General features: G+C 32.7%; 11 protein-coding genes. 4 read left to right on the top strand and 7 right to left on the bottom strand.

The genetic code is table 11. The annotated features are described in order from the left end of the window. Positions 1–22 precede the first annotated feature (22 nt). Positions 23–1,210, bottom strand: coding sequence for a phosphoglycerate kinase (locus K8Z87_RS02570; RefSeq protein WP_227475908.1), 1,188 nt, complete (start codon positions 1,208–1,210; stop codon positions 23–25). A gap of 176 nt (positions 1,211–1,386) precedes the next feature. Between K8Z87_RS02570 and K8Z87_RS02565 the strand changes: the two genes are divergently transcribed. After that, positions 1,387–2,550 (top strand): DNA polymerase III subunit, encoded by a 1,164-nt coding sequence (locus tag K8Z87_RS02565; RefSeq protein WP_227475907.1) that lies wholly within the window; start codon positions 1,387–1,389, stop codon positions 2,548–2,550. Between the two features lie 21 nt (positions 2,551–2,571). Here the strand turns inward: K8Z87_RS02565 and K8Z87_RS02560 are convergent, their stop codons facing one another. From K8Z87_RS02560 to K8Z87_RS02540, 5 genes are all read right to left on the bottom strand, one after another. Then, positions 2,572–3,090, bottom strand: a complete 519-nt coding sequence (locus K8Z87_RS02560) for an OmpH/Skp family outer membrane protein (protein ID WP_227475906.1) — start codon at positions 3,088–3,090, stop codon at positions 2,572–2,574. Between the two features lie 222 nt (positions 3,091–3,312). Continuing rightward, positions 3,313–4,164, bottom strand: coding sequence for a class I SAM-dependent methyltransferase (locus K8Z87_RS02555; protein ID WP_227475905.1), 852 nt, complete (start codon positions 4,162–4,164; stop codon positions 3,313–3,315). A gap of 71 nt (positions 4,165–4,235) precedes the next feature. After that, positions 4,236–6,107 carry a tRNA uridine-5-carboxymethylaminomethyl(34) synthesis enzyme MnmG gene (gene mnmG / locus K8Z87_RS02550; protein ID WP_227475904.1) on the bottom strand — a complete coding sequence of 624 codons (1,872 nt, stop codon included), beginning with the start codon at positions 6,105–6,107 and terminating at the stop codon, positions 4,236–4,238. Positions 6,108–6,191: 84 nt separating this feature from the next. Next, entirely contained in the window at positions 6,192–6,602 is a 411-nt protein-coding gene (gene ybeY, locus K8Z87_RS02545; protein ID WP_227475903.1) for an rRNA maturation RNase YbeY, read from the bottom strand. Continuing rightward, positions 6,595–10,143, bottom strand: coding sequence for a DUF4175 family protein (locus tag K8Z87_RS02540; RefSeq protein WP_227475902.1), 3,549 nt, complete (start codon positions 10,141–10,143; stop codon positions 6,595–6,597). Before K8Z87_RS02540 ends, ybeY begins: the two co-directional genes overlap by 8 nt. Before the next feature lie 183 nt (positions 10,144–10,326). Here K8Z87_RS02540 and K8Z87_RS02535 point away from each other — a divergent pair, with 183 nt between their 5' ends. Together K8Z87_RS02535 and gltX are read left to right on the top strand one after the other, a co-directional pair. Next, positions 10,327–11,367, top strand: coding sequence for an alkane 1-monooxygenase (locus tag K8Z87_RS02535; protein ID WP_227475901.1), 1,041 nt, complete (start codon positions 10,327–10,329; stop codon positions 11,365–11,367). A gap of 128 nt (positions 11,368–11,495) precedes the next feature. Next, a complete protein-coding gene (gene gltX / locus K8Z87_RS02530; protein WP_227475900.1) occupies positions 11,496–13,013 on the top strand; it encodes a glutamate--tRNA ligase in 1,518 nt (505 codons plus the stop codon). Between the two features lie 8 nt (positions 13,014–13,021). On the opposite strand, the gene K8Z87_RS02525 is transcribed toward gltX, so the two are convergent. Further along, positions 13,022–13,693 (bottom strand): hypothetical protein, encoded by a 672-nt coding sequence (locus K8Z87_RS02525; RefSeq protein WP_227475899.1) that lies wholly within the window; start codon positions 13,691–13,693, stop codon positions 13,022–13,024. A gap of 162 nt (positions 13,694–13,855) precedes the next feature. Here K8Z87_RS02525 and K8Z87_RS02520 point away from each other — a divergent pair, with 162 nt between their 5' ends. Further along, a complete protein-coding gene (locus K8Z87_RS02520) occupies positions 13,856–14,785 on the top strand; it encodes an SPFH domain-containing protein (RefSeq protein WP_227475898.1) in 930 nt (309 codons plus the stop codon). The last annotated feature ends 5 nt before the right edge of the window (positions 14,786–14,790 follow it).

Here is a 14,790-nt window from a genome sequence, read left to right as displayed (position 1 = left end):
GGTTTGTTATAGAAATTGTATGTTAATTCATTATCGCAGCGATACCTGGTAAAGTTTTTCCTTCCAAACTCTCTAACATTGCTCCTCCGCCTGTACTAACATAGCTCACTTTATCCTTAAAACCAAATTGTTTCACCGCAGCTACAGAATCTCCTCCTCCAACTAAAGAGAATGCGCCGTTTTCAGTAGATTCTGCAATAGAATCACCTAGAGCTATTGTACCATTAGCAAAACTTTCTAATTCAAAAACACCTAAAGGTCCATTCCATAAAATGGTTTTGCATGTATTAACAACGTCATTAAATACCTCTAAAGATTTGGGACCTGCATCTAAACCTTGCCATCCATTTGGAATTGCATTTACATCACATATTTGTGTATTGGCATCATTACTAAACGCATCTGCAGCAATAACATCTAGAGGTAAATGAATTTTAACACCTTTCGCTTCTGCTTGTTTTAGTATCTCTAAAGCCAGTTCCATTTTATCATCTTCGCAAATTGAATCTCCAATATTACCTCCTTGAGCTTTAATAAATGTAAATGTCATGCCTCCTCCAATAATTAAATGATCAACCTTATCTAATATATTTTCAATAACGGTTATTTTAGAGGATACTTTTGCTCCTCCTAAAACAGCTAAAACAGGTTTTTCGCCATAATCTAAAACCTTCTGTATGCTCTCAATTTCTTTAGCTAGTAAATGACCAAAACATTTCTGTTCAGGAAAAAATTGTGCAACTATTGTTGTTGATGCATGCGCTCTATGTGCAGTGCCAAAAGCATCATTAACATATACATCTCCTAAGCGAGATAACTGTTGTGCAAAATTAAGATCTCCCTTTTTCTCTTCTTCATGAAATCTTAAATTCTCTAGCAATAAAATCTCACCAGGTTGCAGTGTATTCGCTAACGTCTCAGCTTCTTCGCCAATACAATTACTAGCAAATTTCACTTCTACTCCAAAAACATCTTCAATATCATCGACAATATGCTGTAAAGAAAATTCGGGTTGCACACCTTTGGGTCTGCCTAAATGCGACATCAATATACAGCTACCACCATCTTCTAATATTTTTATAATTGTAGGTTTAGCAGATACAATTCTGGTTGTATCTGTAACATTGAGATTGTCATCTAAAGGCACATTAAAATCTACTCGAATTAATGCTTTTTTATCTTTAAAATTAAAATCATTAAGGGTCTTCATAGTCCGAATTTTAATGAACAAAAATACATGAATTTTTTCATTTGGAAATTTGAAGGAAGCTAATCATAAAAATTAAAAGAGTCTATAAAACTAGTGTTAAAGCAAAACTGAGTTCCGTTTTATACTGAAAACATATTAAGGTTAAAAAGCACAAAAAAATTACATAGTTTTGTTTTATGCTATTTTCTGAAATATTAGGGCAAAATCATATTAAAAATCACTTAACCACAAGTGTTGATGCGGGAAGAATTCCACACGCGCAATTATTTGTTGGTCCAGAAGGTTCTGGCACACTACCTATGGCTATTGCCTATGCTCAGTATATTTTATGTGGTAATACCGACTCAGAAAATAGCAATGGTAATGAGGCTTGTAATTTAAAGTTTAAAAACATTTCGCATCCTGATTTACATTTTGCATTTCCTGTCACTTCAAATGACAAAGTAAAACGCCATCCTATTTCAAATCATTTTATGGAAGAATGGCGTCAACTTATAGACCAACAGCCCTATGGTAATTTGTTTGATTGGTATAAACTATTAGGTGTAGACAATAAACAAGGACAAATTGGTGTAGACGAAGCTCACGATATTGTAAAATCTTTAGCATTAAAATCTTACGAAGGTGGTTATAAGGTAATGCTCATTTGGATGGCTGAAAAAATGAATACAGCTTGTGCTAATAAGCTTTTAAAACTTATTGAAGAACCGCCTGAAAAAACCGTATTTATTTTAATTGCCGAAGACGAAGAACAAATTATAAATACCATACGTTCGAGGTGCCAAGTTTTACATTTTCCTCCTTTAGCTGAAGCCGTAATTTCTGATGCACTTGTAAAAAATTATGAATTAGATGTTTCCGTAGCTACTAAAATTGCCCATCAATCTAATGGTAATTACAATAAGGCATGTGATTTAATTTATCAAGATAGTGAAGATATTCAATTTGAAAAATGGTTTGTACTTTGGGTGCGTTCTGCTTTTAAAGCCAAAGGCAATAAAACTGCTATTAGAGACTTAATATCTTGGTCTGAAGAAATTGCTAAAACTGGTCGCGAAACTCAGAAACAGTTTTTACAATTTTGCCTCAATTATTTTAGACAGGCTATGCTTTTAAATTATAATGCAAATGAATTGGTTTATATAGAGCCTAAAACTGAAAATTTTAAATTAGAAAAATTTGCGCCTTTTGTCCATGATAGTAATATTTTAGATATTTCTAAAGAATTACAAGATGCCATGTATCATATAGAACGTAATGGAAATTCTAAAATTATTTTAACCGATTTATCAATAAAATTAACACGGTTGCTTCATAAGAAAAGTCAATTAAAAAACTGATTTTCAATTGTTTATATTGAATTATTTCTGCTCTTTATGACTTGCATTTATAGCCTCAATAATAATCTCTGTAATATCATTTGTAGCCTCACCATACATTACACTACCTGCTTCATTTTTTCCAAGTATAAATGTATATCCATTGGTTTTCCCGTATTCAGAAACAAAATCTTTTACTTTAATTAAAACAGAATCAATTTCTGTATTAAATGCTTGTTGCATTTGTTGCTGCTCTAATTGGTATTGCTGTTGAAGTATTTGTTGTTTTTGTCCAAGCTCTTGAGATTTTTCTTGAGCCTTAGATTGCGACATCTTTTGAGCGGCTAATTGAAACGCTTGTACTTCAATTTGAAAGTCTCTACTAACACTATCCATTCGTTTTTTAAATGCTTCATCTTGAATTTTAAATTTATCTTCAAGTTCAATCTTCATTTGATATTTATTAACTACTTCGCTATTATCTATAAATCCAATTTTTTGCTGCTGCTGACAAGATGCTAAAGTGATTAAAAGAACTAAAGCTATAATTATATTTTTCATGTTTCGTTTTTTAAAATTAAATTTTTGCAAATGTATAAAAGTTAATGCGCTAAAATGGAAATTTATGTGGCATAGAATTAATTTATTAAAATTTGGTTTTTAATATAAATTATCAATTAAAAACAGATTGATCTAATGCGCTTTAATTTTCTTCAAAAACTCTTGAAATATAATTGCGTAGACCACCATGCAAAAGTGTCTTAAAACGCTTTATTTTAAGTTTTAGCTCTTTTTGAAGATATAAATTAATGAAGAATATTCTCCAGAACGTCTTGCCTTAAAATTAGATTGTAATCCAATCCAAAAACTCATAAAAGGATTCATATAACCTCTTTTGTATTTTTCAGAAAGTAGGCTCACATAATACGAATCAAAAACCATTGGTAATGTTTTTTGAAATCTAAACCCAAAATTTTCAATTAATCGTTTTATTCCTGTTTGAGAAAAATGCCAAAGGTGTCTTGGCACATCATAAGCTGCCCAAAACGATTTATAATATTTAGCATCAAAACTTTTATAATTAGGCACCGCAATTACTAAATATCCATCAGCTTTTAAAAGACGATTAAACGCTTTAAGATGCTCTTCTAAATTTGGTAAATGTTCTAATACGTGCCAAAGTGTAATGACATCAAAATTATTGGATTCTAATTCTAAAAGTTTAGAACTATCAAACACTGAGTTTTCTGTTTTAGTGTTTGCAATTTTTCGAGCTTCAGCGTTAGGCTCAATTCCCGTTACGTTCCAATTATCGGTTTTTGTTGTTTGTAAAAAATCACCTGTACCACAACCAATATCTAAAAGATTTTTGCCTTCTGTTTTAAATGAATTTATAAGTTTTAATTTTCGTTTTAATGCAATACTTCTAACGAAGTGATATAGGTTTTCTAAAAGGTTTCGCTTTGCATCTGTATGAGAAATGTAATCTTCGTTTTTATAATATTCAGATAATTTATCTGGATGTGGTTGAGGTTGCGTTTCTAGAATATCTTCATGCGTATTATAAACCAAATCAAATGTTTCTTTAGAAACAGAATGGTCTTTAACCTTTAAGTATATTCCTTTTTTATTCATATCACTTTAACAAAGTGTTTTAAAAAGATTTGGCTTTAGCAAGAATAGAATGTTTCACGTGGAACAATTATTTATCTCCCTAAATACACTAAAAGAACAGAAACATCTGCTGGTGTAACACCACTGATTCTTGACGCCTGAGACACCGTTACTGGCTGAATAGCATTCAGTTTTTCTCGGGCTTCATAACTCATCGATTTTAATACAGAATAATCAAAATCAGCCGGTATTTTTAAATTCTCTAAGCGAGATAACTTGTCTGCATTATTTTTTTCCTTTTCTATATAACCAGAATATTTAACCTGAATCTCTGTTTGTTCTAATATTTCAGTGTCTAGATTATTAGTTATCACATAATCTTCAACAGACTGAACTTGGCGCATGTCGTTAATAGTTATGTTAGGTCTTGCAAACAACTTAAACATCTTATCTTGTTGTTTCACTGAAGCTGACTTTTTAGACTCTAATACTGGATTTATTTCCTCAGGCTTAACACTTGTATCTTTAAAAAACTGCACAAAAGCATCAGACTTAGATTGTTTTTCTTCCATACGCTCTAAACGTTTTTTAGAAGCTAATCCTAATTCATAGCCTTTTGGTGTTAATCTAAAATCTGCATTGTCTTGACGTAATAGCGTTCTATATTCAGCACGAGACGTAAACATTCTGTATGGCTCTTCTGTCCCTTTTGTTATTAAGTCGTCTATTAAAACACCTATGTAAGCTTCATTTCTTTGTAATGTAAATGGATCTTTCTCTTGTACTTTTAAACTTGCATTAACACCAGCCATTAAACCCTGAGATGCTGCTTCTTCATAACCTGTTGTTCCGTTAATTTGACCTGCAAAATACAAGCCATCTACCAACTTTGTTTCTAACGTATGTTTTAATTGTGTCGGTGGAAAATAATCATATTCAATAGCATAACCAGGTCTAAAGAATTTTACATTTTCAAAACCGACAACAGAGCGCAAAGCTTTAAACTGAATATCTTCTGGTAATGATGTTGAAAAACCGTTGACATAAACCTCAACCGTATTCCAACCTTCGGGCTCAATAAACATTTGGTGTCTATCTTTATCTGCAAATCGATTAATCTTATCTTCTATAGAAGGGCAATATCTTGGTCCAACACTTTTAATTCTACCATTAAACATTGGCGAACGTTCAAAGCCTTCTCTAAGCAAATCATGAACTTTTTCACTCGTATATGTCATGTAACAAGAACGCTGTTTTGTCAATGGTTTTGTACTATCTAAATATGAAAACTTTTCTGGGTGTTCGTCACCTGGTTGTTCTGACATTTTAGAGTAATCTAACGAGCGCCCGTCAACTCTTGGAGGCGTACCCGTTTTCATTCTGCCAGATTCAAAACCTAAGTTTTCTAACTGTTCTGTTATTCCTGTGGCCGCTCGTTCGCCAGCTCTACCTCCACCAAAATTTTTGTCGCCAATATGAATAAGTCCATTTAAAAAGGTGCCATTAGTAAGTACAACTGTTTTAGATTTTACCTCAATGCCCAAAGATGTTTTAACACCAACAACTTTATGATTTTCAACGATAAGTCCAGAAACCATTTCTTGATAGAAATCCAGGTTTTTTGTTTGTTCTAAAAGCAACCTCCAATCTTCAGCAAAACGCATACGATCACTTTGCACTCTGGGACTCCACATCGCTGGTCCTTTAGATTTATTAAGCATCTTAAATTGAATAGCCGATGTATCACTAACGATACCACTATAGCCTCCAAGCGCATCAATCTCTCTAACAATTTGTCCTTTAGCAATGCCTCCCATAGCAGGATTGCATGACATCTGCGCAATATTTTGAAGGTTCATTGTAATCAATAATGTCTTGCTTCCCATATTGGCAGCAGCAGCAGCAGCTTCACTACCTGCGTGGCCACCTCCTACAACGATAACATCATAAACATCATTAAACATAATCTAATCTCTTAATTGTTCCACGTGAAACATTCTTAATATTCAATTATAAAAGTTTGCAAATATACGCCGAAATCGTGGATATCACGAACGTTTAGCTAAGTAGTAATCTTCTTTAGAACGCATTAACTTCTCTTCAGTCTCAGATTTATCTTTATAACCACAATAGTGTAATATGCCATGAATGATAACTCTTGCTAACTCATCTTTAAAAGATGTTTTAAAATCTATTGCATTATCCTTTACGCGATCTATAGAAATATAAATGTCTCCATGTAATTCTTTTCCTACAGAATAATCAAAACTAATAATATCTGTAAGCGTATCGTGATTTAAAAAATCAAGATTGATTTTATGTAAATATTCATCAGAACAAAATACATAATTGATCTCTCCTTCTTTACGCTCTTCTTCATTAATTACCGAAGATATCCATTGAGAAATTATTGCTGTATTTTCTAATTTAAAATCGGTTTCGTAATTAAAACTAATCATCTTTGGTCTTAAAATAATCTTGCACTTTTTTCTTAAAGCGTTCGCGCAAAGGTAAGGCCTGGCGATTTAATATTTCAGTAGTATTGAAATACTGTTTTGCCGTTGGGATTTGACTATTCGATTGAGAATTGTAATTCTTTTTATTGGTTTTAGATTCTCGCTTATTATCCTGACCTTGAATAAAAGTAGCTTTATCTAACTTAAGTAGTTGATGCTGTAAATCCATCATTTTCTCTAAGGTCTGGTTGGTAAATCCTTTATTGATTAGATCAAGCTCTACTTCTTCCATTTTTTGAATAAGGTCTCCGACCTGTCCTTCTGCTCCATCTTTGCCTATCTTATCTTGTAACGCCTGTCTCAACTGTTGTTGTTGTTTGTAGATTTTATATAACTCGCCATTTAATTCTTCATTGCCGCCTTCACCATAACCATCCTTTTTTCCGTCTTCTCCTTCTTTACCTTCTCTATTACCATTCTTACCGTTTTCTCCCTCTTTACCTTCTCCATTATTCTCTCCTTGATTACCGTTACCTTGGCTATTTCCTTCTTGTCCCTGTTGGCCTTCATTTCCTTGTTGACCTTGTTCTCCTTGTTTACCTTCTTTGCCTTGTTGACCTTGCTCACCAGGTTTTTCTCCGTCTTTCTCTCCTTGCTCTCCGTCTTTACCTTCTTCGCTCTTTTTAACACCTTCTTCCATCTGTTTATTTAGCTCTTCTTGAGACATAATAATATCTGGTAATGAATCGCCATCTCCTTGACCTGGTTTTGGTGTAGCATTCATTTGCTCTTCCATATTATCTAACGTGTTACTCAAAAAATCTGCTAATTCGTTAGATGCTGTAATTGTATATTGTTGTGATGATGTTCCTTGATAAATTCTGTTTTCAGACAATTGATCTAAAGCTTTATCAATATAAAAATAGACGTTAGTAATTTGTTTATTTACGCTTTCTGAAAGTTTAGGGTTGCGAAGAGACAATGCAAACAAACTATCGTCAACATGCTCAAAATGCTCTCTAAGCGTATTCTGCTTTATTATAAATTTACCATATTGATTGTGGTTAACATCAATTGCATTAAACTGTTTCATTAAGCTTTCTTCATCAAAAGAAAAAAGTACCAAATTGTCTAAAATTTGACGAAGCATTTCTGCATCTTCTTGCATTTGATCACCGCCACCTCCACCGCCAGATTGTGCAGCTTGTTTTAACTGATCACTCATCTGTTGTATTTGTTTTGCAGCACGCTTTTGTTTTTGCTTAGCGTTTTTCTGTTGCTCTTGCGCTTCTTGTTTTTGTTGTTCGTTTTGCTCCTCTCCTTGTTTCTCGTTTTCTTCCTTCTTCGCTAAACTTTCCTTGGCTTCTTTTTGATCTTCTTTAATGCTTTTTTCAGTGAGTTTATCTCTAGGGATTTCCATAGGCTTTCTCAACTTACGGTTCTCGCTTTTTAACTCGTCTAAATCTTTTAAAAGCTCATCAAACTCCTTGTTAAGTTTTTCTTGCGCTTCTTTTGTATTGTCTTTATCTTCTTTTTTAGAAAGCTCGTCTTGTTTTTTAGCTAAATCTTCTAATTGATTCTGTATTTTTTCTTGTTTTTTAGCCACATAAAAACGCTTGGTCAGTTCTAGTAACTGTTGCATACTGCGTTTTTTGTTTTTATTCTGTTTTGCTAATTCTTCGAGCTTTTGAGTAAACTCTTCCTTATTAATTTTATCTTTTAATTTTTCTAATTCTTCAAGCAGTTTTTCGTCTTTTTTAAGTTGTTCTTCATTCTCTTTAAGACGTTCTTTTAAATCTTCTTTAAATTGATCTTCTTCCTCTTTATCTTTTTGAAATTCTTCAAGGTTATCTTGCAACTTTTTGTTGAAGTTCTTCATGAGCTCCTCTTGCTCTTTTTGGCGTTTTAAAAAGTTTTCAAACTTCTTTTTGTCATTAAAGTTTAATTCTTCTTTTTCCTTTTGGGTTTTTGAAAACTCTTCAAGCTTCTTGTCTTGTTCTTGTAGTTTTTCAAATGTTTTGTTGATATCCTCAATAGTTTCTCCTTGTTGCTCTAACTGCTTTTCCTCTTCTTCATCTTTAGTTAGTTTTCGGTAACTAAACACACTACTTTTTACACTCTTATAACTATGAAGTGCATCGTTATCAAAAACCTCAAAATACAATTCATATGCCACTCCATCTTTAAGGTTTAATTGATCTGGAAATGCACTTACAAACTCGGAAAAATTAGAATTTGATATGTTTATTGATTCTTCTATCTTTTTATCTTCTTCGCCAACAGGATAATACACTAAATTAAGTTTGCTTAAACCATAATCGTCATTAACCTGTCCATAAAAATAAAGGCTTTGCTCATCAATAGAATCTTTTTCTACCTTTAAATCTAACTCTGGATAAGCGTCTTTGACGACATTAATTGAAAATGCTAAATTCTCGTAATCTTTAAGGTTAATATTACTCGTGGCAATACTGTAATTATAATTTTTATATAAGCGTTTTGTCGCTTCAAATACACCTGATTTATCATTAGCAAATTGCAATGTGTCTGCTCCATAAATGTTAACTGCCGTAGTAGATTTGGTATTAACATTCCATGTCACTTTTGTGCCTTCAGGAATTGTGGCATTCCCTGAACTCTTTAAAGTTTCGTCTTGTTTTTTAGTGTGCACCGGATAATCTAAAACCATGTCAAAATTAACCAATGTGGGTACATTCATTACATTTAAATCATAGGCTTTAGACGTTATATCGTTTGCTGATAATTGAAACGATATATCTTCTTTAGGCTGAGGAAATACATATTGAAACTCACCAGGAGAATTCTGTTGTAAAAAATACGTTTGGCCATTATACATTATCTGCGCATTATCTGGCGTAACGTCACCTACGGTTTTAATGTTGAGTTTAAAATCTTTGTTTTCAATAGCTTCTAGCGATTCATTAACCACAAAAAACTGAAATGGTGCTGGAGGTTCATAGGCTGTTTGGTGATTAATAACACGCTCATAACTGTCATTAAACCAATCCATTTTTCCTGTTATAAAAGACAGTAGAATAATAGCAATAGGTATTGCCGCATACTTTAAATACTTTAAACTCGATTTAAAATTTATGGCCATCTGAAATGGAACAGGTTGTAATTCTTCGGATTTTTGCTCTATACTCGCTATTAATAAATCAGACTGATAACTATTTTGATTAAGTTGAAGAACATTTAGCAACTTGTCATTAACTTCTGGAAAGTGATCTCCGATAAGTTGAGAGGCTGTTTCAAAATCAATACCTTTTCTAAGGTTGAAGAGTTTTGCGAGAGGAAACGCTATAAACTTAATAAACAAACCTAACTCTACGGTAATAAATACCCAAAACAATATTGTTCTGGCTGTTGGGCTTAGCCACAGCATATATTCTACAAAAAGCGTTACTAAAAAATACAGTAAGCCAATAGCGAAAAATAAAATACTGCCCTTAAGCAATTCATTAGTATAAAACTTCTTAATAAACTGCTGTAGTTTGCCTTGTATGGTTTCAAAATTACTCATAGCTTCTTCTAGAACTCACTAAACTACAATTTTATTTTAATTTGTAATTCCTTAAATTTGGTAAGATTCTGTTAATTTAGACGAATTGAGTGTTAAATCGCACTGATCTATAACAGATTCTCGTTTTCGCGGGAATAAAAAACAATAGATTCCCTTTTTTAAGGGAATAAATTATTCAATTTAATGAAAGACCTTAAATATTTAGCCGCATTTTCAATTCCTTTTGTGGCAATTCTAAGTTTAATTTTAAAAGGTTATTTGTTTTGGGCAACTCCAATATTTACTTTTATTTTACTTCCAATCTTAGAGCTTTTATTACCTGTTGATACTAAAAACCTAAAATCTAAAGAAGTCGATAATAAACTTAAACGAAAACTGTTTGATTGGATGCTTTATTTAAACTTACCTTTAGTTTATGGGGTTTTAATCTATGCTTTTTTCCTGGTGTCATCAATTAATTTAGAGACCTATGAGTTTATTGGAGTTGTCTTTTCCGTAGGCATAGTTTTAGGTGTTAATGGTATTAATGTAGCTCACGAACTTGGTCATCGTCAAACGACTAACGAGCGCTTTATTGGTAAGGCTTTGTTACTACCGTCGTTTTATATGCATTTTTATATTGAGCATAACTATGGTCACCATTTGCATGCTGCTACACCAGAAGATCCTGCCACTGCGAGGTATAATCAATCCGTGTATTCGTTTTGGCTCACCTCAACAATTCGTCAGTATATTAATGCTTGGAATATTCAAAAAAAATTATTGAAAAAGAACAACCAATCGTTTTTTTCTATTAAAAACGATATGTTTTGGTTTGCAATTTTTCAAATAAGTTATCTTCTGCTAATCGGGATTGTTTTTGGAGTAACAGTTCTACAATTTGCTTTTTTTGCAGGTATTGTTGGGTTTATTTTGCTGGAAACAGTAAATTATATTGAACATTATGGTTTACTGCGTTTAAAAAATAAATCTGGTCGTTACGAACGTGTTAAAGAAATGCATTCTTGGAATTCTAACCATATTCTCGGACGTATAGTGCTTTATGAACTAACTCGACACAGTGATCATCATTACAAGTCCTCTAAGAAATATCAGATTTTAGATTGCCACGATGAAAGCCCACAGATGCCTTTCGGTTACCCAACATCTATGGTTTTAGCAATGGTACCTCCACTTTGGTTTAAGATTATGAATAAACGTGTGCCTAAGAAGATGGTAATTTAGATTTCCAGATCAATTAGATTATTAGAAAAACATAGTTAAGCTTCTAATTTCTTTTATCTATTCTCTTTCATCACTTTTCTTTGTTCAGAAACCATATCAAACTATCTTTGCGCTTTAATTTACAATATATGTCTAAAAATGTACGTGTGCGTTTTGCACCAAGCCCAACAGGACCTTTACATATTGGTGGTGTAAGAACTGCTTTGTTCAATTATTTATTTGCTAAAAAACACAATGGTACGTTTGTTTTGCGAATTGAAGACACCGATCAAAATCGTTATATAGAAGGTGCTGAAGACTATATTGTAGAATCCTTAAATTGGTGTGGTATTCCTTTTGACGAAGGTCCAAATAAAAATGAAACGTTTGGACCATATAGACAAAGTGAACGCAAACACTTATACAAGCAATATGCCGATAAGCTTATCGCTTCTGGTAATGCTTATTACGCATTTGACACCTCTGAAGCCTTAGATATAGAAAGAAAAAACCATGAAGCAAAAGGGAAAACATTTATTTATAATTGGCACAACAGAGAAAAAGGACGCTTAGTAAACTCTTTAGTCCTTTCTGAAAAAGAAACACAAGAAAAAATTAATGCTGGAGAGCATTATGTTATACGCTTTAAATCTCCACAAGATGAAACGTTACATTTAAAAGACATTATACGTGGTGATATTTCTATTGATACCAATGTGCTAGATGATAAAATCTTATTTAAAAGTGATGGTATGCCTACTTATCACCTAGCGAATATTGTTGATGATCATTTAATGGAAATCACACATGTGATTCGTGGTGAAGAATGGTTACCATCTCTTGCATTGCATCAACTTTTGTACAATGCTTTTGGTTGGGAAGCACCTCAATTTGCACATTTACCACTAATTTTAAAACCTACAGGAAAAGGAAAATTAAGTAAACGTGATGGAGATAAGCTAGGTTTTCCTGTTTTTCCATTAGCATGGACAGATCCAAAAACCAACGATGTCTCTCGCGGTTATAAAGAAGATGGTTATTTCCCTGAAGCGGTTATAAACTTTTTAGCTTTTTTGGGATGGAATCCTGGTACAGAACAAGAATTATTTAATTTAGAGCAACTTATTTCTGATTTTGATTTAACAAGAGTTAATAAAACAGGAGCACGTTTTGATCCGGATAAAACCAAATGGTTCAACCATCAATATATGCAAACGCAACTCTCTTTAAATTTAACCAAAGATTTTAAAGCACTACATCCCGAGTTAAATGAAATTGATGTTAACTATATTGCCTTAGTTGTTGATTTAATTAAAGAACGTACCACATTTGTATCTGACTTTTGGCACTTAAGTCATTTCTTTTTTGTTGCTCCGAACAGTTATGATGAAAAAGCATCTAAAAAAGCTTTAAAAGAAGGTACAAAAGCTATTTTGCAAGAGCTTATTAATATTATAACTGTTACTAAAGAGTTTACTGTTCAGAATTTAGAATCGAAAATTAAAGGTTGGATTACAGATAACGAAATTGGTTTTGGGAAAGTAATGATGCCTCTTCGCTTAGCTTTGGTTGGAGCTTTACAAGGTCCTGATGTGTTTGATATTATGTTTTTAATTGGTAAAAATGAAACCGTAAAACGCATTGAAGACTTAATACACGCTTTTTAAACTTATTCTTAAAAAATAAACATCGCTGAGAATACCAACATTGTCTGATTACCCTTAAAATCTGTTCCGCTTCCTGCGGACTGATTAGATTTATTTAGGTTATTAAAGATATTCGTTAATCCATAAATGTATTGCGCTCTAACTTTAAAATTATCAATACCAGCTGTGACTCCAACAGCTCCATTGACATGAACTTGAGAGATTTCTTCAATATCATCTAGGGTTAAGTCTGTAAAACCTTCTAAAATATAATTTTCTTTACTCTCGTCATTGATATCTAATTGGCTATTATACTGAACCATTGGTCCGGCATCTATTGTTAAATAATTTTTAATAAGCTTTAGGTGCCCTATAAGTGCAACTTGAGCTGTAAATATTTTGTGTTCTACAAATTCATTTACTCCTCCAGAAGTTGGTGCCGCACTAAAGTCTAACTTGTTTTCAGACAGCTGAATATTATAACTTACATTATACCAACGGTGAGGCAAATCTACTGTAGCTGCTAAACCTCCTTGCCAGCCGCTCCCGCTGTTAGTTACAAAATCATCAGTGCTAATATCAAATTGAGTAATGCCACCATAAACTCCTATTCCATTTTGAATACGATAGCGTTGTGCATTAGAAAATGTAACAAATAGTAGTATAAATACTACTAATAGATTGGTGGTTGTGTTTTTCATGCTATTAATCTTAAAAACAAACCTAATCAAAAAAATTAAAAACCACTCCTAAATTTAAAAAATCACCATTCTGAAACTCTTTTTATATAAAAAGATAGATTCCTCAGAAAATATAGTTTAAATTTAGTTTCAATACATGTTTAACCATTAAAAACACTTGTTATGCCTTATTATTTAATTCCTATTGCATTTTTATCATTACTTATTTTAGCATCTGCTTTCTTTATTGTTAAACAGCAAACGGCTGCGGTTATTGAACGTTTTGGTCGATTTCAAAGTATTCGTCAATCTGGTTTACAAATGAAAATCCCTTTAGTAGATCGTATTTCTGGCCGATTAAGTCTAAAAATTCAACAATTAGATGTGATAATAGAAACTAAAACTTTAGATGATGTATTTGTACGTCTTAAGGTTTCTGTGCAATACAAAGTCATTAAAGACAAGGTCTATGATGCCTTTTATAAATTAGATTATCCTCACGACCAAATTACATCTTATGTGTTTGATGTGGTGCGTGCTGAAGTTCCTAAAATGAAACTTGATGATGTCTTTGTGCGTAAAGATGATATTGCTATTGCTGTAAAGTCTGAATTAAACGAAGCTATGATGACCTACGGTTACGACATTATTAAAACTTTAGTCACCGATATAGATCCTGATGCTCAGGTAAAAGAAGCCATGAATAGAATTAATGCTTCTGAGCGCGAAAAAATAGCGGCACAGTTTGAAGGTGATGCTGCGCGTATTTTAATTGTAGAAAAAGCAAAAGCAGAGGCAGAAAGTAAGCGTTTACAAGGACAAGGTATTGCAGATCAGCGTCGTGAAATTGCTCGAGGTTTAGAAGAGTCTGTAGAAGTTTTAAATAAAGTTGGTATTAATTCTCAAGAAGCTTCGGCATTAATTGTTGTTACACAACATTACGATACTCTACAAGCTATTGGTGGAGAAACTAATAGTAACTTAATTTTATTACCAAATTCTCCACAAGCAGGAAGCAATATGCTTAATGATATGGTGGCTAGTTTTGCAGCCAGTAACGAAATCGGCGAAGCCATGAAACAAGCTAAAGAGAATAAAAAGTTAAATAAATAAGATCG

It is taken from the genome of Winogradskyella immobilis, assembly GCF_021887715.1.
Lineage (GTDB): Bacteria > Bacteroidota > Bacteroidia > Flavobacteriales > Flavobacteriaceae > Winogradskyella > Winogradskyella immobilis.
This window is presented reverse-complemented; position numbering and strand designations above follow the sequence as displayed.

Bases quoted from the DNA above. Each gene is read 5' to 3' on its own strand.
- K8Z87_RS02520 (WP_227475898.1), top strand. From the start codon at position 13,856: ATGCCTTATTATTTAATTCCTATTGCATTTTTATCATTACTTATTTTA.
- K8Z87_RS02570 (WP_227475908.1), bottom strand. From the start codon at position 1,210: ATGAAGACCCTTAATGATTTTAATTTTAAAGATAAAAAAGCATTAATT.
- ybeY (WP_227475903.1), bottom strand. From the start codon at position 6,602: ATGATTAGTTTTAATTACGAAACCGATTTTAAATTAGAAAATACAGCA.
- K8Z87_RS02540 (WP_227475902.1), bottom strand. From the start codon at position 10,143: ATGAGTAATTTTGAAACCATACAAGGCAAACTACAGCAGTTTATTAAG.
- gltX (WP_227475900.1), top strand. From the start codon at position 11,496: ATGTCTAAAAATGTACGTGTGCGTTTTGCACCAAGCCCAACAGGACCT.
- mnmG (WP_227475904.1), bottom strand. From the start codon at position 6,107: ATGTTTAATGATGTTTATGATGTTATCGTTGTAGGAGGTGGCCACGCA.
- K8Z87_RS02525 (WP_227475899.1), bottom strand. From the start codon at position 13,693: ATGAAAAACACAACCACCAATCTATTAGTAGTATTTATACTACTATTT.
- K8Z87_RS02535 (WP_227475901.1), top strand. From the start codon at position 10,327: ATGAAAGACCTTAAATATTTAGCCGCATTTTCAATTCCTTTTGTGGCA.
- K8Z87_RS02565 (WP_227475907.1), top strand. From the start codon at position 1,387: ATGCTATTTTCTGAAATATTAGGGCAAAATCATATTAAAAATCACTTA.
- K8Z87_RS02560 (WP_227475906.1), bottom strand. From the start codon at position 3,090: ATGAAAAATATAATTATAGCTTTAGTTCTTTTAATCACTTTAGCATCT.
- K8Z87_RS02555 (WP_227475905.1), bottom strand. From the start codon at position 4,164: ATGAATAAAAAAGGAATATACTTAAAGGTTAAAGACCATTCTGTTTCT.